This is a genomic window from Streptomyces kronopolitis (assembly GCF_050953795.1).
In the GTDB taxonomy this organism is placed as follows: domain Bacteria; phylum Actinomycetota; class Actinomycetes; order Streptomycetales; family Streptomycetaceae; genus Streptomyces; species Streptomyces kronopolitis_A.
In genome coordinates this window covers 1-22179 of sequence record NZ_CP191857.1, presented here as the reverse complement: position 1 = coordinate 22179, position 22179 = coordinate 1, and the positions used below count along the sequence as shown (strand labels likewise).

At 68.9% G+C, this 22179-nt stretch carries 26 protein-coding genes and 1 pseudogene; 6 read left to right on the top strand and 21 right to left on the bottom strand.

Annotated features, from left to right (window positions below; all coding sequences use genetic code 11):
* Positions 1-235: 235 nt before the first annotated feature.
* Positions 236-943, top strand: coding sequence for a CPBP family glutamic-type intramembrane protease (locus ACQP17_RS35300; RefSeq protein WP_433860310.1), 708 nt, complete (start codon positions 236-238; stop codon positions 941-943).
* Positions 922-1107: a hypothetical protein gene (locus ACQP17_RS35295; RefSeq protein ID WP_433860309.1), complete on the top strand. Its 186-nt coding sequence runs from the start codon at positions 922-924 to the stop codon at positions 1105-1107. Before ACQP17_RS35300 ends, ACQP17_RS35295 begins: the two co-directional genes overlap by 22 nt.
* Here ACQP17_RS35295 and ACQP17_RS35290 read toward each other — a convergent pair.
* The 10 genes from ACQP17_RS35290 to ACQP17_RS35245 form a co-directional block, all read right to left on the bottom strand.
* A complete protein-coding gene (locus ACQP17_RS35290) occupies positions 1097-1909 on the bottom strand; it encodes a hypothetical protein (protein ID WP_433860308.1) in 813 nt (270 codons plus the stop codon). The two genes, ACQP17_RS35295 and ACQP17_RS35290, sit on opposite strands and share 11 nt — an antisense overlap.
* The gene (locus ACQP17_RS35285; protein WP_433860307.1) at positions 1906-2541 is read right to left on the bottom strand and encodes a restriction endonuclease; all 636 of its coding nucleotides are present in this window, start codon (positions 2539-2541) and stop codon (positions 1906-1908) included. Before ACQP17_RS35285 ends, ACQP17_RS35290 begins: the two co-directional genes overlap by 4 nt.
* A 560-nt stretch (positions 2542-3101) precedes the next feature.
* Positions 3102-4172 (bottom strand): hypothetical protein, encoded by a 1071-nt coding sequence (locus ACQP17_RS35280; RefSeq protein ID WP_433860306.1) that lies wholly within the window; start codon positions 4170-4172, stop codon positions 3102-3104.
* Complete coding sequence (locus ACQP17_RS35275) at positions 4169-4840, bottom strand: ParA family protein (protein WP_433860305.1); 672 nt, start codon at positions 4838-4840, stop codon at positions 4169-4171. Before ACQP17_RS35275 ends, ACQP17_RS35280 begins: the two co-directional genes overlap by 4 nt.
* A 104-nt stretch (positions 4841-4944) precedes the next feature.
* Positions 4945-5508, bottom strand: a complete 564-nt coding sequence (locus ACQP17_RS35270; protein WP_433860304.1) for a hypothetical protein — start codon at positions 5506-5508, stop codon at positions 4945-4947.
* A 158-nt stretch (positions 5509-5666) separates the two neighbouring features.
* Positions 5667-6098, bottom strand: coding sequence for a hypothetical protein (locus ACQP17_RS35265; protein ID WP_433860303.1), 432 nt, complete (start codon positions 6096-6098; stop codon positions 5667-5669).
* Positions 6099-6252: 154 nt separating this feature from the next.
* Positions 6253-6573: a hypothetical protein gene (locus ACQP17_RS35260; RefSeq protein ID WP_433860302.1), complete on the bottom strand. Its 321-nt coding sequence runs from the start codon at positions 6571-6573 to the stop codon at positions 6253-6255.
* 5 nt (positions 6574-6578) lie between these two features.
* A complete protein-coding gene (locus ACQP17_RS35255) occupies positions 6579-7175 on the bottom strand; it encodes a hypothetical protein (protein WP_433860301.1) in 597 nt (198 codons plus the stop codon).
* Positions 7176-7281: 106 nt separating this feature from the next.
* Complete coding sequence (locus ACQP17_RS35250) at positions 7282-7680, bottom strand: hypothetical protein (RefSeq protein ID WP_433860300.1); 399 nt, start codon at positions 7678-7680, stop codon at positions 7282-7284.
* A 4-nt stretch (positions 7681-7684) separates the two neighbouring features.
* On the bottom strand, positions 7685-7948 hold the full coding sequence (locus ACQP17_RS35245) for a hypothetical protein (protein ID WP_433860299.1): 264 nt from the start codon (positions 7946-7948) through the stop codon (positions 7685-7687).
* Between the two features lie 244 nt (positions 7949-8192).
* Between ACQP17_RS35245 and ACQP17_RS35240 the strand changes: the two genes are divergently transcribed.
* Positions 8193-8450, top strand: a complete 258-nt coding sequence (locus ACQP17_RS35240; RefSeq protein WP_433860298.1) for a hypothetical protein — start codon at positions 8193-8195, stop codon at positions 8448-8450.
* 61 nt (positions 8451-8511) lie between these two features.
* Here the strand turns inward: ACQP17_RS35240 and ACQP17_RS35235 are convergent, their stop codons facing one another.
* From ACQP17_RS35235 to ACQP17_RS35210, 6 genes are read right to left on the bottom strand one after another with little or no spacing between them, the layout of a single operon-like run.
* Positions 8512-9549, bottom strand: coding sequence for a C40 family peptidase (locus ACQP17_RS35235; RefSeq protein WP_433860297.1), 1038 nt, complete (start codon positions 9547-9549; stop codon positions 8512-8514).
* A gap of 2 nt (positions 9550-9551) precedes the next feature.
* Positions 9552-10082, bottom strand: a complete 531-nt coding sequence (locus ACQP17_RS35230) for a hypothetical protein (RefSeq protein ID WP_433860296.1) — start codon at positions 10080-10082, stop codon at positions 9552-9554.
* Positions 10075-12384 carry a hypothetical protein gene (locus ACQP17_RS35225; RefSeq protein WP_433860295.1) on the bottom strand — a complete coding sequence of 770 codons (2310 nt, stop codon included), beginning with the start codon at positions 12382-12384 and terminating at the stop codon, positions 10075-10077. The genes ACQP17_RS35230 and ACQP17_RS35225 overlap by 8 nt, the downstream gene beginning before the upstream one ends.
* Positions 12381-15089 (bottom strand): ATP-binding protein, encoded by a 2709-nt coding sequence (locus ACQP17_RS35220; protein ID WP_433860294.1) that lies wholly within the window; start codon positions 15087-15089, stop codon positions 12381-12383. The genes ACQP17_RS35225 and ACQP17_RS35220 overlap by 4 nt, the downstream gene beginning before the upstream one ends.
* Positions 15090-15149: 60 nt before the next feature.
* Positions 15150-15518, bottom strand: a complete 369-nt coding sequence (locus tag ACQP17_RS35215) for a hypothetical protein (protein WP_433860293.1) — start codon at positions 15516-15518, stop codon at positions 15150-15152.
* A 10-nt stretch (positions 15519-15528) separates the two neighbouring features.
* Positions 15529-15927: a hypothetical protein gene (locus ACQP17_RS35210; RefSeq protein ID WP_433860292.1), complete on the bottom strand. Its 399-nt coding sequence runs from the start codon at positions 15925-15927 to the stop codon at positions 15529-15531.
* Here ACQP17_RS35210 and ACQP17_RS35205 point away from each other — a divergent pair.
* The 3 genes from ACQP17_RS35205 (at position 15908) to ACQP17_RS35195 (ending at position 19858) form a co-directional block, all read left to right on the top strand.
* Complete coding sequence (locus tag ACQP17_RS35205; RefSeq protein WP_433860291.1) at positions 15908-16942, top strand: ParA family protein; 1035 nt, start codon at positions 15908-15910, stop codon at positions 16940-16942. The genes ACQP17_RS35210 and ACQP17_RS35205 overlap by 20 nt on opposite strands.
* Before the next feature lie 350 nt (positions 16943-17292).
* Positions 17293-17694: a ParB family protein gene (locus ACQP17_RS35200; protein WP_433860290.1), complete on the top strand. Its 402-nt coding sequence runs from the start codon at positions 17293-17295 to the stop codon at positions 17692-17694.
* 151 nt (positions 17695-17845) lie between these two features.
* Positions 17846-19858, top strand: coding sequence for an FtsK/SpoIIIE domain-containing protein (locus tag ACQP17_RS35195; RefSeq protein WP_433860289.1), 2013 nt, complete (start codon positions 17846-17848; stop codon positions 19856-19858).
* 79 nt (positions 19859-19937) lie between these two features.
* On the opposite strand, the gene ACQP17_RS35190 is transcribed toward ACQP17_RS35195, so the two are convergent.
* From ACQP17_RS35190 to ACQP17_RS35170, 5 genes and pseudogenes are all read right to left on the bottom strand, one after another.
* Positions 19938-20318, bottom strand: coding sequence for a hypothetical protein (locus tag ACQP17_RS35190; RefSeq protein WP_433860288.1), 381 nt, complete (start codon positions 20316-20318; stop codon positions 19938-19940).
* A 299-nt stretch (positions 20319-20617) separates the two neighbouring features.
* Positions 20618-20782 (bottom strand): hypothetical protein, encoded by a 165-nt coding sequence (locus ACQP17_RS35185; RefSeq protein WP_433860287.1) that lies wholly within the window; start codon positions 20780-20782, stop codon positions 20618-20620.
* On the bottom strand, positions 20782-20967 hold the full coding sequence (locus ACQP17_RS35180; RefSeq protein WP_433860286.1) for a hypothetical protein: 186 nt from the start codon (positions 20965-20967) through the stop codon (positions 20782-20784). The genes ACQP17_RS35185 and ACQP17_RS35180 overlap by 1 nt, the downstream gene beginning before the upstream one ends.
* 62 nt (positions 20968-21029) lie before the next feature.
* Positions 21030-21422: a hypothetical protein gene (locus tag ACQP17_RS35175; RefSeq protein ID WP_433860285.1), complete on the bottom strand. Its 393-nt coding sequence runs from the start codon at positions 21420-21422 to the stop codon at positions 21030-21032.
* Positions 21419-22179 (bottom strand): annotated as a pseudogene (locus tag ACQP17_RS35170) (hypothetical protein); the annotation flags it as partial. The gene ACQP17_RS35175 and the pseudogene ACQP17_RS35170, both read right to left, overlap by 4 nt.

Below are 22179 nucleotides of genomic sequence, written 5' to 3'. Positions count from 1 at the left end.
GGAGCCCGAAGCCATAGGAGGTGGCTTCGGGCTCCGTCGGTCGACTGTAGACGAGTGCCCCGCGCCGAGCGGGGCCCGCGGTTCCTACGGCAAGCTGTGTGATCACACGTCTTTGGGGGGCCAGGTGGATACTCGCCGCACGGAATGCATGATCGACGGCCGTACGGGCCGCCACCCACCCTCCAACCTTCAACGAGCTGGCCAGCGAGCTGGCCGCGCCCTGGTGTGCCTCTTCATGTGGCTCGCCGCTCTCACGGCCGCACAGGCGGTGCGGGACGTCTTCACCTTCGTGCCCGGGTTCGTGCCGTGGAACGGTGAAAGCCCCAGCACGTTCGTCACGTGGGTGGGTGTGTCGACAGGGTTCAGCGCTATGGCCGTGGCGGTCTGCGTAGGGAGCACGTCGGTGCGGGCAGCCGCAGGGCGGTTCGCCGACGGCCTGGGACTGTGGCCGACATCGAGGCGTCAAGCAGTGCGGTGGGCAGCTGTCGGGCTCGCCACCGCGGTGGCCTTGTGGGCGGTGGCGCAGCTCCTCCCCTACCTTCCGAGCCTGACGTCCGTCCCCTCCGCCGAGGACCCGCGGGACATCGCCGTCGCACAGACCTCCACCCTGATCCGGTTCGGATACGGGCTCATTGCCCCTGCGCCGCTGGAAGAACTCGGCTTCCGCGGGCCGCTGCTGGCGCTATGGCTGGCCCTCCTCGCGGCGCAGCGGCGTGGCAGCTGGATGGCTCGCCGGTGGGTGCGATGGTGGCTGATGGGAGCCGCCACCACTGCTTCGACGATCTATTTCGCAGCCGGACACACTCTGGGCGGGAGCGCCAACGTCGCCCATGCGGCCGCCTGCGCCGTGATCACCACAGCGGTCACCTTGTGGCAGCGTTCCCTCGTTCCTGCTTTGGCCGGACACGGGCTCTACGACGCGTGCGCGTTCGCTTGGGGGTGACGGGCCACGACGCCGCCCGCCAGGACGGCGCACCGCCGCCGCCCCTGCCCAGCCCGGCCGACTTCGCACAGGAGACGCTCGACCTTCGGCTGGCCGACGACAGCGGGCCCGGACAGGATCACCCTGCCCGGGCCCGCTGTCGTTCCCGGCTGCTCACCGGCTGAGGCGGATACGCGGCCCCCACGCGAACTCAAGGTCGTCCAGGAAGACGTCCTCCAGCTCCTTCTGCCACTCGCTGCGCAGACCGAACGGGTTGGTCTCCATCCGCTCCAGGATGGCCAGGGTCTCCGGCTGCCCGACCAGCGCGTACCGGCCGTGCGAAGCGGGCCTGCTGCCCGGCCCGTACGCCCGCAGCAGCTCCTCCAGGCGGGCGCGGTGCTGCTCCACAAACGCCTCCAGGCGCTCGATGTATCCCTCGCGCTCCTCGGGGCGCACCGCCCTCAGCGCGACGTCCAGGAAATCCGCGCCGTCCGGCCAGTGGCGCTCGCCCGGCGCGGCGACGGCCCACGCGAACCCTTCTGCCACCGCCAGGACGCGCTGCGCGTACAGCGGCGGCGCTGGGGCCGGGGCCGGTTCCTCCACCGGGGTCTCTGCCGGGGCGGGGGAGGCCGGCCGCTGTAGGTGGGCGAGCAGCTGGGCGCTGGAGGCGGCGCGCCCGCGCTGGGCGGTGGCGGTGGTGTCGGCGATACGCAGCAGGTAGCTGGCGACGTCGCGGACGCCGGCGAACCAGCCGTCCTCGAAGCGCTGCTCAGACCCGTGCGGAGCGCTGCTCTCGGAGATCCAGGTGTGGGAGCCGGCCACCGCCCCGGCCTCCAGCTTCGACACGATGTCGTCCGCCTGCTCGTTCGTGATCCCGACGGCGGCCAGGGCCTGGAAGACGGTGAACCGAGCCGTCGTGGCCTCGCTCTGGTGGTGGCTGATGCGGGCCAGTTCCTGGCCGTACGCATCATGCTGCGCGGTGCTCATGCTGATCCTCCCTTGTCTCCCTGGGTGCGGTAGGGCATGGGACGCCGCGGGGATGGGATCCGCGGCAGCAATTCCCACAGTGGACGAGAACCTGCCGCCCACTCCCCCAGCAGATGCCGGTCTACCAGGTGGATCTGCTGGCCCTTCGCCCACGGGCCTGCGGTGGAGGTCACCCGCCCGTTGGTCACCAGCACCACCACATCGGCCTTGTGGATCTGGCGCGCCGTCCCGTTGAGGACCTGGAGGTCGGGGACGCCCACGGCGGCGCCGGCCCATCCGCGCTTGCGGTGCTTGCACTGCACGACCCACCGTCGGCCGGCCGGGTCTATGCCGAGGACGTCACAGCCGTTGTCGCCGCGGCCGCCCTTCTTCTCCGCCGTGCAGCCGTCCCGGATCAGCAGGTCGCGGACGGCGTACTCGAAGGCGTCGTAGTGCAGCGCATCGATCTGCTGGAGGCTGAAGCGCAGGGCCTGCGCCTTGACCCGCGCCCACTCGGCCCGCTGCTGGTTCTGGTGCAGCCAGAACGCTGCACCCAGCGCGGCCAGGACGCCGAGGACCACCAGGACCCACCAGTGAAGTACGAGCCACTGAATCAGGGCGACGACGGCACCGACGCCCAGCAGGCCGGCCACCAGAACCAGCCCGCCCGATGCATCCTGCCGCGACTTCTTCCGCGGCCGTCGTGAGGATCTGCGGGCGGGCGGCCGTCGAGTCACCGGGCACCGCCCGCAGGGTGCACCGGCGCGGTAACTGCCGGCTTCGGCGGGGCGGTCGCCTTGCCCTTCACATGGATCCCGCCCTCAGCGGCTCCCCAGAGCAGGATCGCCGCGATTCCTAAGATCGTGAGCTGACGCCCAGACCCTGGCGCCGAGCGCGAGTGCGCCGACACCACCGTCCCGTCGCGACGTTCGTAGCTTCCGATGACTGGCACTGCCGCCCCTCCCCAGTTGACGTTCCCCGCGTCAACCTCTAATGAGAGCAGCTGCCACTGACATCGGCACTGAGCTGCGGAAATTCGCTCTGATTCCGCACGGTCAACAGCCGGCCCGCTCCGGATTCTCACGACGGTAGAGAAGGACATCGCCCGGCGCCGAGAGCTGGATAAGGAAGGTGGCTGAGCTGTGGTAGCAACCACGTGGAGGGGGAGTCACCCAAATTTGGGTGACTCCCCCTCCACGTGGCTGGGTCTCGCCTACCGGTCCTTGAGGACCTCGTCGACCGCGTAGGCGATGGCCGTCGCCGCGGTGCTGATGTCCTTCAACGCTTCGGCTGGCGCGTCATGCAGGGCGCCCTCCTCGATCCCGGCCAGCATCCCCTGGAGCAAGTCGCGTGTCTCGATCGCCCGATGCGGGCGTTGATCGTCCACGATCTCCGCATCGACCACCGACTCGTCGCCGTCGACTGGGGTCTCTCCCGTCGAGTCACCCAAATTTGGGTGACTCCCGGTCTCGGCGCCTGCCTGCTCCCGGTAGTCGGTCTCCACGTCCGCCGGAGCTGTCTCCGCTGCGGCCGGGGCTGCTGTCTTCTTCCTGGGCCGTGTTGCCTTGGGCTTCGGCTTCGCCTCAATCGCCCGTTGAAAGGTGGTCGAGGTCGTCAGCGCCGGCGGCTCGGCGGCCCGTGCCAACTCAACCAGGCCGTCGATCACGTCGGCCGTGACCCGGTGACGATGCTCCTCGGCCCACACCCGCAGCGCGACGTACGCGCGGGCGGTCACGTCCTGGCCGTGCTGCTTGACCATGGGCAGCAGCCGGTGGACGTGGGAGTCGGGGATCGCGCGGGGCCGGCCCTGCTGCTCCGTGATGGCCTTGAGCACGGGCCACTGCTGAATGCGTCGGTTGACCTCCGACTCCGACTCCGCGAACCGGTCCTGGCAGTACTCCGGCCATGTACGCCCGCCCTGGCGGTGCAGGCGCCGGTCACGGACGGCGTGGGCGGCCTTCCACTTCATCCACTCGGCTCGGTTGCCGTTGGCGAATGCGGCTTCGCAGTGGCCCAGGTCGTCGACCTCCTGGGGCGACAGCTCACCTTCGGCCTTGACCTCGATGGGCTCGGGGATCAGATCTGGGGTGAAAGCCTGGGGCCGGTACGAGTCCTCCGGCGCGGTGGGCTGCGTTGCCGGGACGCTCTCTCCTGCCGGGGCCGGGACGGTCGGCGCGGCGGGCGCGGCAGTTTTTCCCTCCGTCTTCGTTTCTGTCTCGGCTTGCCGTCGGGCCTCGGCCGCAGCGGCGCGCTGTGCTCGAATCTGCTGCCGGGTGGGACTCACCGGCCAACCCCCTGGTCATCAACGGGCAGCAGACCGAGCTTCTTCATCTCCGTTACAAGCGCGCCGAACGCCGTTTTGGCGGCCCCTTCCACCGGGGCTCCGATGGAGTCGCCGAAGCGCTCACTGCGCGGGATGACCGTGGAGAACACGTTGTACCCCTCCTTGATCATCTCCTCGCGGTAGTAGCCGGTCGACGACGCGTTCGCCACGGTGCGATTGAGCAGCACCCACGCCTCGGGCTTCCTCCCGGTGGCCCTCAATGGGGCGCTGCTCGCCAGGATGTCCTTGAACGGCTTCGCGGTCTCAGGCTCGACGATCCGCTCCCAATCGCCGGCCGTCGGAGACATGTGCAGGATCACCAGGTCGGCGACACGGAGCACCGAGTCCGCGACGAAGGGGTGGTTCTCGCTGTGCCCGCAGTCCACCATCGCGATGGTTTTCCCCGTCGGCGGTACGACCTTCGTGTGGAACTTGGCGTCCGCCTGAAGGTGTACGGGAAAGGCGAAGTTCCCCTTCTCCGGCTGGCTCCAGCTCCAGAACTGCTTGCTGTGGTCGGCGTCGTACCCGATGACCTCGTACTCTTCCTCGTCCTCCACCAGGGCGTGCGACAGCCACCCGGTATCGGTGGTCTTGGCCATGGTGCGGGGCGACATGTTCGCGATGAGCATGTCGGGAGCCTATGGGCACAGCCGAGATCAACACATCACGGACGCCCGCTTGATACGGCAAAGCCTGCCCGGACGGGCCTTTGTCGCTTCCAGCGGACAGCGCCTCATTCGGTCCACAGCAGGTACAGGCCCAGCGGTGTCGGCTCGGGCGGCTGGCCGGTGATGAGCCACCGGTAGTAGTCGTGGGCGCTGCACACGTTGACGGTGATCTCTCCGGACCGGTCGAAGGGCTCGGAGATGGCGCGAAGGTCCCACGCGAACCCCAGCGGGGTCACCTGGATGATGCGTCGGCCGTGCAGGTTGGGGACGGTCCGGGCGCGGACGGGCATCCGGGCCGCAGGTGAGCCGGCGCCCGGCGCCAGACGGCGCCAGACGGCGAGCCCGTCACCAGGGTCGAACTCCGGCGGCTGTTCTCCTGGCTCTGGTGGTGCGTAGTCGAGACGGTGTTCAACCCACAGCTGCTCAATGGCCACACGGCGTGTGGCGATCTGGCTGCCGGGACAAATGCGGGCGCGCCAGTAGTCCAGTTCTGCTGCCACCGTGCACCAGGTGGTGGTGCCTTCGGTACGGGCGTCGCCGATGACGCGCAGGTCAGTGACGATGCCGGTGTCGTCGGCCACCTCGATGGCGCGGTGGCCGGGCAGGTCCGGTGTGTTGGCAGCGGGCACGGGAACAGCGGGCGGGGGGACCGCGCGATACCACTCCCCGCCCTCGACCTCTAGCCGCGGCAGCTCATTCACAACGGGAAGTATCCCGCAGGGCGTGACCAGCAAACAGCCGGGCGCCGGCCTCCCGAAGGGAGTGTCGACGCCCGGCTGCTGGGGTGTCACTGGCTGGCAGGTCCCGAGGGTCCCCCCTGGCCATCGATGAGTTCGAACTCGTGAAGTACCCCCCGTCGTACTACTGCTGTGCGGGGGTATTCGCGTGGTCGCGCACGCCGCCTGTCAGGATCCAGGATGGCCAGGGCGCGGGCGGCGTCGTGGCCACTGCTGGTCAGCGTGCGCAGGGAGTCCGCGACGCCGTTGAGGATGCAGGATGCCTGTGCTTGATGGGGGCTGGAGACGTGGTCGGCGAGCGTCTCGATGCTGCTGGCGAGGATGGCGATGATGCTGTCTGGGCCGGTACCGAGGATCTCGGCCAGCGCGGCGCGGCTGCCGTGAGGGTGTCCGGCCCGCCCGGCCTGGGTGAGGAGTTCAGCGATGGCCTGACGGGTGCAGGCGGCCGCAGCCTCGATGCCCGCGGTGGTGTAGGTGGTCACGGTGTCCTCCGTGGTGGTGAGGGAGGCCCGGCCGGGACGGGTCGGTGTTGGGCAGACATGTCCCGGCCGGGAGCTGGTCAGCGGCTGGTGGCCGCTTGGGGAGAAGTGCTCCGGAGGCCGTCGGGGAGCGCGTACGGGCTCCCCGCCGGCGGCGTCAGACCTGGGCGGCCGGGGCCCGGGTGTAGGCCCACAGCTCGATTTCCCAGAGCTTGAACTCCAGGCGGACGCCCAGGAGCTGGCCGCGGTTGCGGCTGACGACCTTGCTGCCGGGGTGCTGCTTGTAGAGGTCCCGTACGGCGCTGATCACGGTGTCGCGGTTCTGGTCGGGCAGCAGCAGCTGCCCGCGCACCGTGCCCGAAGCCGTGATCTCCCAGCGCCTGACGCGAGGGACGTCCGGGTGGCAGAGGAACCGATCGATGGCGCGGGCCGCGCCGACCTGGACCGCGCGGTGGGACTCGACCGCCTCGTTCTCCATGCCGGTCACCGGCTGGTGGGGGAGGAGGCGGCCATCAGCTGGCCCCAGACACGGCGGTCGAGGATGGCCGCGTACGCCTGCCACGCCTCGGCGCATGCGGCCCAGCACAGGGCTCCGTAGGGCTCGTCGGACGCGCCGATGGCCAGCTCCTGATTGATGGCGTGGAGGTAGGCCGCGAAGAGGTCCTCGTCGTCCTCGGACGGCTGGGGGAGGGCGGAGTCCTGTCGGATGGCTGCCTGATGCGGGGTGCGGCCGCGCTCGATGTCGTGGCTGGCCTGGGTCAGGCCGTAGGCGTAGGCAGCCGCGGCGCGGTGCCAGACGCGGGAGAGGGACATCGCCAGACCGCCGTGCGCGAAGGCGATCTCGGCCAGCACGGACGGGTACTGGGTGCGCTCGTACCCCTCGCAGGTGATCTTCGTGGTGTAGAGGGTCAGGTCGTGGGTGTTGGCGTCGGCGTGGTTCGCCTCACCGCGCAGCGATTCCGCGGCGGTCGAGGCGCTGTCGTAGGCAGTGCGGGCCCGGTCGGCAGCGACCTTGAGGCTGTGCAGACTGCTGGTGAGGTCGCCGATCCAAGTGGGCGCGGGCATGGGCGAGTTGGCCATGGTGATCTCCCTGATGTTGGGCAGGGTGTGCGGTCGATCGGCCGGTGTGGGCGCCCGCTGGTGAGGCGGGCGTGGTGCTCCCGTACGGCCGCAGCGCTGTGTGGTGCTAACTGCTCTTGGTCATGCCGGATACGGACGAGCCGCTGTATCCCAGGAGCAGGCCGGCGTCGCGGGTGGAGACGCCGTGCCGCCGCACGAGACGCTGCGCGAGCGGCACAGCGGCGGCGCGGGCTTTCTCCTCAAGTTCCGCGGCCTGCGCCCGCAGTTTGCGGGCCTGGTCGATCTCGGCGTCAAACTCCTCGTCGCCCGTGCTGGTCGCGACCTTGAGGTCGATGGCCTCGGGGTCGAGGGACCGTGCCTTGGCGATCTCCGCGCGGACGCGGGTTTGCAGCTGGGAGAGGGAGCGGTGCGCCGGACGCACCTCGGGCAGCTCCTGGACGCTGGCCTCCCACAACCCGCCCGTGGTCAAAATGGCTCGGACGTGGAAGCTGCTCGGGGTGCTCATGGGGTCAGCGGGTCCTTTCGACGACCACGCCGAAGGGCCGCCAGACGTCGAGCCAGTCGGCGTCGGACGCCGTGGTGCTGGCGTCGCTGCAGCCGATGGTCGCGCGGAGCTGGGCCATCAGCTGCGGCAGTTCGCGGGCGGCGCGGCGCTGGAGCTCGGCGTCGTCCGGCACGGTGGACAGCTCCACCAGGGTGCAGGCGGCGTCATTGGCCAGGCCCGGGTCGACGGCCGCAGGCAATACGGCGTGGTGGGTGGTGATGAGGGACAATGTGATCGCTCCTTCGGGGCGATGCGGGGCGCGGCGATCGTTGGATGCGGGAGCCGCGCCCCGCGACTTGGTTCTCGGGCGGATCCGCCCGACCCCTCCATACTGTTCAGCGCCTGAACACTTGTCAACGCCATGAGCGAATGTGTCGGGGCGTGTCGTTTCCCCGGCCGAGAGTGTCAGACCCTGCCCGTACGGTCGGTCTCAGAGCCACACAGACCGGCATATCACCCGCAGGAGGACAGCAATGGGCCGTATCGAGGTGGACAGCACTGCCCTGCAACGCCTGCTCCAGCAGGCCGGCGAAGACCGCACCGTGTCCTACCAGCAGGCGTTCAACACCCTGGCGCGCAGCCACCGAGGCCGACCGCCTGCCGAGATCGTGCCGCTGCTCCGGCGGGCCGCCGACGAGGCGCTGCTCGACTTCCGGCACCAGGACCTGGTCGAGCAGGCCGCGGCGATCAGCAACGGCGAACCGTACGAGCTGAGAATCGAAGTGAAGTGAGGCAGCGGATATGCGGGTGGGCCCCAGTCATCGACTGGGGCCCACCCGCATATCCGCTCACTCAGGTCTTCGACGTGAGCGACGACTTCGTCAGCCGGCCGAACTTCAGGCCCTCCGACTCTGCGTTGTACTTCCGGGTTCGTACATCGAGCCCGGTCCTGGGCGCCTCCACGAGGAGCCCAGGCCGGACCACGACCATCACGTGGGCGGGGCCGGCCATCCCGTCCTGCTTGCCGAATTCGCTGAAGATCAGGTCACCGGGCTTCTCCTGGCCGCTCTTGACGGGTGTGGTCACGGTCTCCATCTGCTGGCTGGTGCGCACCGACAGCTCGTAGCCGGCCTTGCGCCAGCCGTAGACGATCAGGCCACTACAGTCGAAGGAGTCCGGGCCGGTCGCGCCCCACACATACGGCTTGCCGACCTGCTTCAGCATCGTTTGCAGAGCATCGCCGGCGGGGCCGGCCGGGGTGTCTTCCGCCGGGGTGCAGCCGCCCGTGTCGACCTGGGTGACTTCGCCCGTGCTCGATCCGATCGAGGCGACGATCTGCACGGCCCGGCGCTCATGCTGGGCATAGGCGTCGGGGAAGCCGGATTTCTCGACGGCCTGCGCGGCGTCGGTCACCGGCATCTCCTCCCATCCGTTCACGCTGCGCAGCGCGCGGTAGAACTTCCCTGCTGCCCAGGCGGGGTTGAGGATCTGTTCCCTGGTGCCCCAGCCCTGGGACGGCCTCATCTGAAACAGCCCCAGGGAGTCCCGGTCGCCGCCGTCGACGTTGCGCAACCCCGACTCCTGCAGAGCGGCCGCTATGGCGACGACCTGCCCCCGCGACGAGATCTGCATCTTCTGCCCGGTCGCGATGATGACCTGCGCGTTCTTGATCTGCTCCGCCCTGAGGCCGGTCTTTCCATCGCCATCGCCCACGGCCACGCCGTCGACAGGGCAACTGACACCGGCCAGGGTGCTGGCGACAGGACTCAGCGACAGCAACTGCCCTATGGACATTGCGACGTACGCCCCCGTGCCCAGGATGGCCGCCGCCGCGGCGACGGCCACCCTGCGGCCGACTGGGGAGGACGCCGTAGCCAGTACGACGCCCACGCCTACCTCGCAGCCTGCGCGCCGGGCTCGATGTCCCGCACGAGCCAGTGGTCACCCATCCACATCAGCCCGACCGTGACCGGCCCGGCGTCCGTTTCGACGGCCGCAGAGGTCAAGGCGCCACCGCCTGTGTCGGTGACCCGCGCCCGCAGGGCCTTGGTCGCCTTGATCCGGGAGGGATCCACCGTGCCCAGCTTGGCGGCGAGCCGTTCTGTGCACACCGGCTTGAGCTCGGTGAGCCAGGAGGCCTTCTTGTCGTGGGAGGCCCATGCGGCAACGAACTGCCGCGACAGGTCGACCGCGGTGTCCATATCCGGGGAAGCGCTCGGCGCAACCGAGGCTGAAGAGCTGGGGCTCGGGCTCGACGGAGCCGGCGCGCTGGGAGCGGGCTTGGCGTCCGTCGCCTTCTTCGGAGTGCCGTGGTTGACGGCGTTGATCACACACAGGAGCACGACAACGGCGACGAGCACGGCCGCCAGGCGCCGGGGGCTGTAGAGCGGCCAGCGCAGTACGGTCCGGATCTGCTCACGCATCGCTGCCCTCCTCAGGTCCCACAACGAAGCCGTTGTCGGTACGGACGGTGGTGTAGCCGTCGGACGGGCTGTAGAGCACGAAGGTGGTGGATCCGTCCGCCTCGGTCACCTGCGGTGCCATCGGAACGGGCCGGTCGCCCTCGTGCCCAGTGGGGTGAGCTGTGGAGCTGCCGCCCTCGTGGCGAGGAACGGACCCCTGAGCGGGGATGTCGGCCCGCGGGCGGTCAACCGGCGGAACCGGCGGGAGCGCTGGCGCAGGGCTGGGAGCTGGCCCCACAGTTCGGCCGGACGAAGCGGTCGACGAGGGAGCCGTCCACGACGGCGCACTGGCCACGCTGCTGGCCGCCTCTGCCGTGTTCTGACTCTCGCGGCCGCCCTCTGTGGACGGGCCGGTCTGCGGCGCGTACGTGGGCTGCTGGGGCGTCTCGTCACCGACGGACTCTTGAGGCTCGAACGTCCACGGAGCGTCGCCGTCCTGATGCCAGTAACCCTTGTCCTGCACCTGCGGCGCGGGCTCCGGCTCGTACGGCGTCTCGACACTCCACTCGGTCTCGCCTTCATGCCGGATGCTGCGCTCGATGAGCTCGCCGTCCATCGCGTCAGGGTCCTCGGCGGTCGTGCCCCGGCCGCGGCCGCCGCCCTTGCCGTTGACCATCCGGCCGATCTGCCGGGCAGACATCTTGCCCTTGGCGTAGCCGAGCACTGCGCCGGCCGCGCCGGCCTTGACCTTGCCGAGGATGCCGGTTCCGGCACCGAACCAGTCCTGGTTCGGGCTGACCATCGCATTGAGCTTCCGGAAGGGCTTGCTGACCGCCCACAGCATGATGGTGAGAATCCAGATCAGCACGATCGCGAACCACGAGGGGATGTGGTTGTCGTCCCGCAGCAGCACCTGGATCAGCAGCGTGTCGACGGATGCGGCGAGGCAGAACAGCGGCGCGTTGATGACCGCGGCCGCGCCGCTCTTGCCCAGGGTGCGCAAGGTTCCGCCGAGCTGCCGGTGGATGGCGATCGGTGCGATGGCCGGCAGGAAGACGACGACCATCTTCAGGATCAGCCGACCGCAGATGATCACGATCGAGGACGCGAAGGAGTAGAAGTTGGAAGGGATGGCACCGAAGGACGCGCTGACTGCGGTGCCCAGGCGCCCGTCGGCCTCACCGGTGAGGTACTTGTACGCGTCCGGGTCCTCGTTCTTGACCTTGGCGGCCACGTCTTCCCACGTCTTGGCCTTGGCGTTGATGATCGTGGTCCGCTCCTTGGCGGGCAGACGCGATTCGGCCCAGGTCAGCGATTGCGCATCGAGCAGCTGCATCCCGTACTTCTTGGCCGTCTTCGAATTGCTGTCGCCGAAGGTTCCCTCGGCCCACGCCTGGTACAGGATGGCGCTGGTGAGCAGGTTTCCCTGGCTCGTCGCGACGCTGGAGCCGTGCCCGCTGTCGCCGGCGACTCCCTGCTGGATCTGCCCGACCGTCTTGGTCAGAGCGTCGTCGGCCAACTGGCCAGCCTTCTCCGGGTAGTTGAAGGCCACGCTCGTAACCGCCATGACCAGCAGGGCCCAGGCGACGCTCTTGACGATGTCCGGCATGTTTCGCGAGCGGGCCCGGTAGACGATGCCCAGGCCCAGCAGGAGGAGGCTGATGGCGATCCACGGCTGGTAGACGGCCTTGGCCACCGCCTTCGTCGCGGTGCCGAAGACGGTGTTCAGCTGGGAGAGGTAACCGTCTCCGGTGGCCTCCTGCTGGAGCCCGATCGCCAGCGACGTCCACCACTTGGACATGTCGAACAGCCCGTTGGCGAGCTTCGTCTCGTAGTCACTGCCCGCAGCGCTGATCATGCTGCTGACGCCCTGGCACTTGAGGTCGTAGGTGTGCCACTGCAACCCGGCCAGTCCGTACTGCTCGTAGATGTGGGAGCGGGCCTCAGGCTTGGTCGGGTTGAGCGGGGCCGGCGCCGTCTTCGGCGGGGTGGCGGCCCACGAGGCCGGCCCGCGGCCGGGCAGCGCGGGAGGCGGGCCCGCCTTGCACGAGGGAGTCAGCCCGCCCGGATCCGTGCTGCCCTTGCTCCGGTTCTCGCACAGTGCCTTGGCCTTGTCCGAGAGCATGTCGCAGGGGCCCTCGGGCTTCTTGGGCGGCGTGGTGCTTCCGTCGCGCTGGCAGAAGTCCTTCAGCGGGCCCTTGATCTTGTCGCAGTCGTCCGCCTGGGCGCGGCCGGCCTGCGGCCCCATCAGCAGCGATCCGATGGCGGCGAACAGCAGGGCAAGGCACCACATCCGTCGGCGCCCGTGAGAGGTCACAGTCATCGCGCACCGCCCTGCTTGACCATGTTCAGCACACTGTCGTCCATCCAGGGGTTGGCCTGGGTGCCGTTCTGCTGCGCGGCCAGCGGGGCCGCGGTCGTGTTGAGGGCCTGGAGCAGGGTCGGGCGGTGCTGGAGCGCAATACGGATCCGCTCGATGCCGCCGCTGCCGTCGGAGAAGATGAACTCGCGGTCCTGGGTGTCTGCGGCGTGTGCGGTCTTGTCGCGGCGGGGCTTGGACAGCTCGCCCAGTACCCGCTCGTAGCCGCTGCCCGGCTCGATGCCCAGCAGCTGCAAGGCGGCCCGCTGAGCCTCCTGGCCCGTGGTGCGCCCCACGAACACGCTATCGATCCAGTTCGCCAGGTCGGCCGTGATCAGGTCGCCGCCGTCCTGGCTGGCGATCAACGCTCGGCAGTTGTGCTTGCGGCTGTCGCGGCCGGTCTTCTTCGCCAGGGCGCGGCCGCTGCTGACGCTCAGCAGCGCCCACGCCTCATCCATGAAGAGGCCCTTTCGCTCAGCCATCGGCCGGTGGTAGATCGTCCGCTGCGCGTACCAGCCCGCCAAATACAACAACGGCATTGAGTACTGCTCTTCGAGCGTCCACTCATTGCTGGCGACGCCGGCCGTGGGGAGCGACAGGCCCTTGAGGCTCATCACGACCAGCCGGTGGTGCTCCGTCAGGTAGGTGTCGTCGCCCCCGTCGACGTGCGGGAAGATCAGCTGCCCCTGGGGCAGCTCGGCAGCGCCTTCGAGCAGCTCGGCCAGGTGCTTGGCGTGCTCTTCGAGCGAGCCGTCCATCGCCTTCAGCGCCTTGATGATCGCGTAGGGGGAGCTGTTGATGGAGGTGTCGGCGCGCTGCGACGCCATCAGCAATGCCTTCGAGGTCGCCTCGGAGTTGCGCAGCGAGGAGTCGAGCAGTCCCCGCAGGACATCGACGGCGAGCGTGCGCCGCTGGGCCTGGGCGGACTGGACGGCGGTACGGAAGGCCCGGTCGGCTGCCGCCCGCGGATCGGGCTTGTCACGGAACCCCGGCAGGTCGGGCGTGTAGTGGTCGGGCCGCGGGTCCGGGATGATCCGGTACGGGTTGAGCGTCCCCGGCTCGGCGCTCATCAGGTCAACCTCCCGCGCGAACGGCCGCAGTTCAGGGAGCTGGCACAGACGGACGAGCGGCCCGCTCGGGTCGAGGATCGTGAAGGGCACACCCATGCGGGCCGAGTCGTACGCGATCTTCCCGGCCAGCGTGCTCTTGCCACCGCCCAGGGTGGAGACCATGACGGTCAGGCCAGAGCGCTCCTCGACCTCGGTCGAGCGCCAGGGGTGCCACATGACCGCGCGACGGCTGGCACCCGAGGTGTAGCCCAGGTTGAGACCCGAGCGGTCTCCCACGAGCGCGGACGCCGCGGGGAGCGCCCCGGCGAGCGTGGTGACGGGCAGCCGGCGCTGGTAGGCGTCGTTGGCGAGCGGCTCGCACGGAATGAATTCCCTGGCGAGCCGGTACTGGTCGGGGGCGCGGTGGATGAGGATCTGTCCCTTGAAGAGGCGCTCGACGCGCTGAGTGCGGTCGTGCACCTGCTCAGGAGTGCTGCCGGCGACGGCGATCCGGATCCAGCCGCGGGTCCGGGTGGACACACCGGCGAAGCCCTCGGACTTGACTTCGTCCTCGGTGTCGAGTCCCTGCTGTCGCTGGCGGGCCAGCTGCTGGGGGATGTCCACGCCGTGCTCCGCGTGGTGGCGGACCTGGTGGTAGATGCGCTGAAGCTGGTCGCGCATCTCCTTGTTGACCTCGTCGCCCTCGCGCACGTCGAAGACCGCGGAGACCTCGTAGGGAAACGGCAGTCGGTCGAGCCGCTGCAGCCACGGAGCGTTGCCGGACTCCGGGATGGGCGGGAGGGACATCCGGCCCATGGTGACCACCGAGACGAAGCGCTCGATGCGCCGTCCGTCCCGGGTGCCGGTGACCTGGATGTGAGGGGTGTAGGGCTCGGGCGAGGTCCACTCGGCGGCGTCGGTGTACTCGGCCAGGTCCGGGGCGTGCCACTGGTCGGTGGGCTGCGCCGGGGTGTCCAGCGGTGCGGGAAGGCCCAGGGAGAGGGAGCGGGTCAGCAGCCAGTGCATCTCGTCCGCGGTCGCCGGAGTGGCAGACATGCCGGCCGAACCCATCGTGCTGTCGACCTCCTGGAGGTCGCGGCCGAGCGCGTCGATCTCGCGCTGGGACGCGCGGAAGTACCGGTTGCTCTGGCGGCCCAGGCCCGAGAGCCGCCCGATGCGGACCCCGTAGTAGACCGCCTTGTCGTCCAGCGGCAACTGCGCAACCTTGAGCTGCTCCTCGTGGAGGTAGCGGTCCCAGCCGGGCAGCGGGTTAATGGTCGACTCGTCCAGTGCGCGGGCCCAGCGGGCCACGGGGTAGGGGCGGTGGGTGATGCGCAGGTGGAGGCGGCGCCCGGTGAGTTCGGCGAGGCGCTGTGCGTGCGTGACGATCAGGGCGTTGCGGTCGTCGTGGCTCAGGAAGCTCCAGCGCTGCGGCGCGGCGACGTACCAGGCGGTGACGGTGCCGGTGCGCGAGATCGCGAGGTTTCCGATCACGTCGGTGAGTTCGAGGCCGCTGCGGTGAGGAGTGTCGGCCTTGTCCGAGCGCCTGGTGGTGAGCAGGCGGGCCAGCAGGCCGCGGCGCTGCTCAGCGCTCTTGGTGGTGGGGTGGTGCTGGGTCACAATGTCCCCTTTTTGGTGTTGGGCAGGGCGCTGGCCGTGTGTGCGGCGGTGCGCAGGGGGTCAGCTGTTGTGGCGTGCGCGGTGACGTACGCCGTTGAGGGTCAGGGTGGTGCGGCCTGACCCCTTCTTCCGTGTGCCGCGGGGCGCGGAGACCTCGTGAGCAAACGTCACGGCCACAGCCTTGGCGGTGTGTTCGTGGTCTACGCGCTCCATGACGGTCATGGTCAGCCAGATCGTCACGACCAGGCCGTAGATGGCGGGCCAGGGGCCCAGGAGGCCGGTCCACGCCTCCAGGGCCAGGATCAGGAGGTAGAGGCCGGCGCCGATGCCGTAGGCGCGGTATCGGACTCGGAAGGGCAGGGTTCCGCGGGGCGGGCCGAGGAAGTAGTCGTCGACCGCGTACACCTCGTCGTCGGTGTGCATGCGCATGGTGGCCGCCTTACGCCTTGTCGGTCCAGATCCAGCCGGCCAGGAAGTTTCCGACGTTGATGCCCTTGCCGGACAGGCCCATGACGGCCAGGCCCACCAGGGCGATTCCGCCGACGATGAGTGTTCCGCTCCAGTCCTTCTTCTTGGCACCGAAGAGGATGACGAGACCGGCGATGAGGATGCCGACCTGCAAGGCGTCGCCCTTGAGGAAGGTTTCGAGCCCGGAGGTGCCGAAGGCGGCGAGTTGGACACCGCTGCCGCCGACCACCGCGGCGCCGGCCGCGACGGAGTTGTAGCGGGCGGTGGGTCCGTTCTGGAGCTGGCGGAGGTAGAGGCGCAGCAGCAGTTTCGAGGGGCGCATCTGGCTCGCGGCGCCGCCGGCCTTCTTGATGTGCGTGCTGAGTGGCATGCGGTTTGTTCCCTTTCGTGAGGGTCGAAGTCCGAAGTCTATGGAGACTTACGTGACTTGGCCCTCCATCATAAGGGCAACGGCGTTCGATGTGTGCCGAAAAACCGCGTTCGTTCAAGGAGTATCCGCAGGTCAGACCGTGACCTTTAGCATGTCTCGTGAAACTCGATCGAAGGACCAACTGACGGGGAGATTGTGGGTCGGTGGCATGTGGCTGGGTGTAGGCAAAGGCAAAGGGGGTGGGGGATGCACCGTGAGCGCCCTGGAGTTGGCCTACGCCGCCACCCGGCGATGCACGAAGCAGGGGAGGCCGCGACGGGTCGGGTACGTCGAGCTCGACCCCCAGGGCAACGCGACAGACGTCCTGGAGCCGGTGACGAGAGCGGTGGGCATCAAGGACGCACTGGAGATGGAGGGCGCTCCAGCTGGGCACGAGCCGCTGCCCCTGGCTGACGTCCTGGTCCCCACAGCGTGGGAAAACATCCTCGTCGCGCCGGCCGACAGATACCTGGCCAACCGCACCGTCAATATCTCCAGGAACGGAATCGCAGCGCTGAGAAACGCGCGCCTCTCGGGGGAGCTGGACGAGCTCGTAGACGATGTGGTGATTGACCTTCCACGCGATATAGGAAAGCTCGCCGCGACGGGACTCCTAGGAATTGAGCACTTCTACATCGCAGCACGCGCGACAGTATGGGGAGCGCAAGGAGCGGAAGAAGTAAGATACACCGCTCAACGGATTGCACAAAAAGGTAATCCGGAATTGAAAATCGCCGGAATCATCGTTACTGAATTCGATGATTCGAAGGACTCCAAACGGGTTCTCGGAGAAATGAAACAGCGCTTCAAAGAGAAGCTGATTGAGCCTCCGATTCCCAGGCGCGTACGTCTGCGCGAAGCGATGGAGAGCTATCACACACCCTGTCGGGAATACGGGGGGAGCGACTTGGAAGAAGTTGCCGACAGGTACCAAACCATTTACGACCAGCTACTGAAAAAGGTGGAGGGTGCATGATGTCCGGCAACGACAAAGAAGGCGACACACCACGTCGCAGAAGCGGGAAAGTGCGCCGAGAACCAGCCCGGATTGTCGAGCGCCTGGAAAGGGATCCGGTCGACGTCATCCTCGGCGCGACATCGCGACACGACATCCCAGCGCCCGGCGTCGCCGGACGGCGACAGGCGACAGGCCCCGCCGCGGACGACACGACACCAAGCGACAGGCGACAGGCGACACGACATCCCCACGAGCGACATGGCGACATGGCGACAGCCTCATCGGCGACACCGGCCCATGTCGCGACAGACCAGCACCCGCCGCCCGGCGACACGACAGACCCCGGCGACCCGAGGAGCGACAGCGACATGACTACCGCGACATCCCCGACGCCCATCCCCCTCCAGCACCCCGCAGAGGAGACCGCCCCGGCCGACAGCGAGCGGGCCCAGGACGAGCAAGCCGAGCGGGCCAAGAACTACAGCTTCACCCTGCCGCCCTCCCTCATGGCACGCACCCGCTCCGCCCAGTGGCACACCAACAGCCAGCCCGACGGACACCAGACCGTCTCGGCCATGGTGCGCACGCTGATCCGCGCTGAGGTGGAGCGCCTGGAGAAGGAGTACAACCGCGGCCGGCCCTGGCCGCCGGTCGAAGGCCGGCTGCCCAGCGGCCCCGGCCCAGAAGGCGCGGTCCGCGGTGCGCAGATCCGCGCGAGGAACCGTCAGCGCAAGGAACAGCAGCAGCCCGGCACCGGCGACGGCGCGTAACGAAAAAACCCGCCTCGGAGGGCGGGACTGCGGGGAGACGCTGATTCCTCAGATCCTCCTACGTGCGGTTCAGGATCAGCGTACACCCGCTGTCAAGCCCGGAGAGAAGGGGCGACCCTTCACCAGCAGTAACGACCACCAGGAGAATCCCATGGCACCACCCGACACCTCTGCCGGCATGGGCGACCGATCCCCGCTGCCCAGCATCGTCGCGGCCGTCCTCGGCCTGACGCTCGTCGGCTACGCCGGCACCGGCCTGCTCGACCGCACGGACCTGCGCCTGCCCATCCTCGCCGCGGTGGCCGTCCTGGCCGTCCCCGGCGCCGCCCTGCGGCTGTGGGTACACCGCCGCGCCCGCCCCGTGCGGGACCTGACGGCGGCACTGGCGCCCCGCTTCCGCTGGGACTCGCCCAAGGGCAAGGTCAAGATCAAAAAGAGGAGCGGCGGGCAGCCCACCCACATCCGCATCCAGTACCCGGCGACCTTCGCGGACGAGGATCCAGCCGCACGCACAGCCGTGCGCAAGATTGTCGCGACACGGATGGGTGCCGGGGTGGCGGCGACATGGGACGGACGACGTCGCCGCCTGGACTGCGTTCTCGAAGCGACACCCGAGACCGGCGTCATCGTCGAGAGCGACACGCCTTCGGAGACCACCGCCCACGACGACACCCCAGAGCAGGCCCGTCTGCGCGACAGGACGACGCATGTCGTCCAGGCGATCATGGGCGCCAGCGCCAACGTCACCGACGTGACGTTCGACGGCGACAGCCCCTGTCGCATCGAGGTCAAGTACCCGACGACGACACGTGACCTGTCCGCGAATTACCGCAACCGCGTCACCATGCAGATCGAATCGAAGCTGCCCGGTGAATGGCGCGACGTGTGGAATTTCCAGGAAGACAAGGCCGTATTCGAGCTGCGACCGCCGTTCCCCACCAACGTCCGCTACCCGCTCATGCACAAGATGCAGCCCTTCACGCTGCCCTTTGCTCTCGATGAGAACAAGGAAATCGTGTCATGGAAATTGGGCAGCAAGAATCCGCACGCACTGATCGTCGGCCCCACCGGTAGCGGTAAGACCGTCCTCATCCGGAACCTCGTCGTCGCCGCGCGCGTCCTGAAGATCCCCGTGGTCCTGTGCGACCCGAAGATGACCGAGTACCTCGACTTCGAGGACCTGGACGGCGTCACCGTACTCACTGACCCTGAGCACATCGCCGCAGCCATTGCACGCACTCATGACGAGATGATGCGGCGTTACTTCGACATCCGAAGCCGCAAGGCAAGGAAGGGCGATTTCGGCAAAATCCTCTTCATCCTCGACGAGTTCTATGTTTTCAAGGAGGCCATCGCAGACGTCTGGGCCGCAATGAAGGCAGCCGACAAGGACCTGAAGGGCAGGGAGCACCCGTGCCTCTCCCTGTGGCGTCGCATGGCTGTCCTGGCCCGCACCGCCCAGATCCACCTCGTACTCGGCATCCAGCGACCCGACGCCGAGTTCCTCACCGGCCTGGCCCGCGACTCCTTCCGGATGCGGATCTCGCTGGACAAGACCACCGCGGAGCTCGCCCGCATGATGTGGGGCGACGCCCGCGTCGGCGCCGACCTGCCGAATATCCAAGGACGAGCGATCGCCACCGGGGAGCTCGGCCCGCAGTACGTCCAGGTGCTGCGCCTGCTGACTCCGGAAGACGGCGCGGACTTCGACGCCGAGGACAACACCATCTGGAGCTGCCTGGTCGCCCGCATGACGCACGAGGCCGAAGCGCACGCCAACGGAACGGATCCTCTGGAGTTCCTCGGCCACCTGCGCACAGTCGAGTCCTACGGCAGCCGGCCCGAGCTCGACAGCGCCCCGTTGCCGAGCCTCCAGGAGGCGATCGAGCAGGCCAACACCTCGACGTCCACCCCCGCCGCGGAGGAGGGCGACGAGGAGGAGGTGGGCGTCTACGAGCTCGACGTCGATGATTGCGTCCGGCTCCCGGACCAAGACGACTTCGTCACGGTCCTCGACCTCCACTTCGGTGAAGACGAGGACGACGAGGACGGCGCCGGCGACGAATGGATCGAGATCAGCTATCGCACGGAGGCCGGTGATGAGGCAGCCGAAACAGTGTCAGCCGACGCGGTTCTGACGCGCAGGGTGCCCGTCGCGGCGTGATCTGCTGAAGCACGGACAGCGCCCCTCGTACGTCAACTGGTGACGTACGAGGGGCGCTGCTTGTGTGTCGGCGCCGGGGTCAGGACTCCCCGACTGAGAAGAGGTCGGTCAGCCGCTTCTCCTCGGCTTCCGACTCGGGGACCCACTTCTGGTCCGGGTCGAAGGTGTTCGTCCAGTGGTGGTCACCGCCGTAGCGGTGGGCGGTGGCGTTCTCGCCCTTCCCGCAGGTGTCGCACGGGGGCGTGAGCCGAGGGGGGTCGGGGAGCTTCTGCTCCTCGGGAAGGCGGCTCCACTCCATGTCCACGACGGAGTGGACGACCTCTTCCTTGGTCCACTTCTCGGGTGGGTGGGTGCCGCCGAGGCCGCCCATCTGTCGGTACAGGGTGCAGAGCTGCCCCTTGGTCATCTTGTTCAGCTCCTGGCCGCCTCGCTGCCAGTGCTGGGTCTTGGTCTCGGGCATCAGGTCAGCCTCTCAGGTGTGTACTCGTCGTCGGGGTTGTTTTCCCATTCGGGGCCGTTCTCGGGGGGCAGTTGTCGGCAGGAGAGGCAGCGTTCCTTGCCGTACTGGAATCCGACCCGACCGCCGCACAGTAGGCACTCGCCCCGCTCCAGGACCGAGCCGCGCCCGGTCCGGCAGGCGGGGCAGGTGTGGCCCTCGGGCCCGAGCGTCCAGCCGGACCGCTCGGCGACATCCTCGAACGTGCCGGGAGCCTCGTCGGCCGGCTCGATCTGGGAGGGCGGCCCGGCGTTGCCCGTGGTTCAGTCGCGGTCGTCGGTATCGGTGTTGGCGTAGTGGTGCTCGGTCGTGTCGGTGGTCGTGGTGATGGTCTCGCCGGGCCGGATGGTGATGGTCTGGTCGGGGGTGAGGCCCTCGGGGGTGGAGAAGCCGCCGTTGCTGAAGCCGAGAACGGGGCGGGAGGTCATCAGGAGCCCTTCAGTTGGTTGGTGCAGGGGCGGGACGTTGCCCGTTGGGTGAGCTGGAGGGTGACGGTGTACGCCATGAGTCCGACGGAGCCGACGACGCTGAGGTCTACGGGCAGCGGGTAGCGGCCGCCTCCGATCGCGTAGAGGGCGATGGCCACCGCGATGCCGACGAAAGCGGGAAGCACGCGCCTCAGTCGCTGTCCTCGTCGTTGGCGAGGCCCTTGCGGCGCTTGACCGGAAGCCCGGATCACCAGTCGTCCCCGACCCGGGGTCCGTCAGGAGTGTTGAGGACTCCCCTGCCGTCCCACAGGGCGTCGTCCAGGTCGTCCGGGTGGGGAGTCACGTGCCCGCAGTAGTGGCAGGTCGAGCCGTTCGGCAGGTCCACGGTCCGGCCGGTGCAGTTGGGGCACTCGCCCAGTTCGAGGACGGGGCCGCGTCCGGCGACGCAGGCCGGGCAGGAGTGGCCGGCGGTGTCGTAGCGGACCCATCCGGCGAGGTCTACGAGCTGCTCGAAGTCGAGGACGTCTTCCGCGCGGGTGGGGTGGCGGTCGAAGCCGGGTGCGGCGGACGGGTCGGCGACGGGTTCGAGGTAGAGGGCCATGCAGCCGTCTCGGTCGCAGGTGATGGCGTCGCGGATCACTTGGCGGCCCCGTTCTCGCGGATGCTGTAGACGGGCGCGGTGAAGGTCAGGCCGTCCGCCTTCGGCTTCCACCCGGCGGCACGGTCCGGCTCGTAGTGCGCGGAGGGGAGCACCTGGAAGCCCTGCTCGATCAGGCGGTGTCCGGCGGAGGCCGAGCGGAAGTGGTCCCAGTCGGGCAGGTCGATGCGGAGCAGCTCCACGGGCTCCGGGGTGTGCTCGGTCACCGTGATGACATACCCGCCGGGCTCGGTCGGGATGGCCTCGGCCAGGAACGCGCCGCCGGGTGCCTCCGCGATCTGCTCCCGCAGGGTCGGCACCTTCGGGCCCGGGGCCGCGGTCCCGCCGTACAGCGCCTCACGGTCGGTGTGCTGCACGAGCCAGTTCCGCCAGGGCGCGTGCTGGCCGGCGCGCATCCGGTCGACCCGTTCGGCCACGGTGGTGTGGTGGGTCTGGGTGACCTCCCCGATCTCCCGCAGCGGCATCCGGGGGCGCCCCTCGGGCCCCTCCTCCCGGGCGTACAGGATCAGTTCGGACTCCAGCGCCTCCAGCCGGGTACGCAGCCGCCGCACGTCCCGCAGCGCGGCCCACAGCCGCTCGCCGTTCATCTCCTCCCCGGCCCGCAGGGAGTCGACGGCCTGGATGGCGGTGTCCGTCTCGTCCGCCATGGTCCAGCCGTGCGTGTGGCCGGAGCGGAAGTGCAGCACGTAGGAGGTGGTGCCGTCCGCCCACCAGGTGGTGGCGCCGTTGCGGCCTCCGA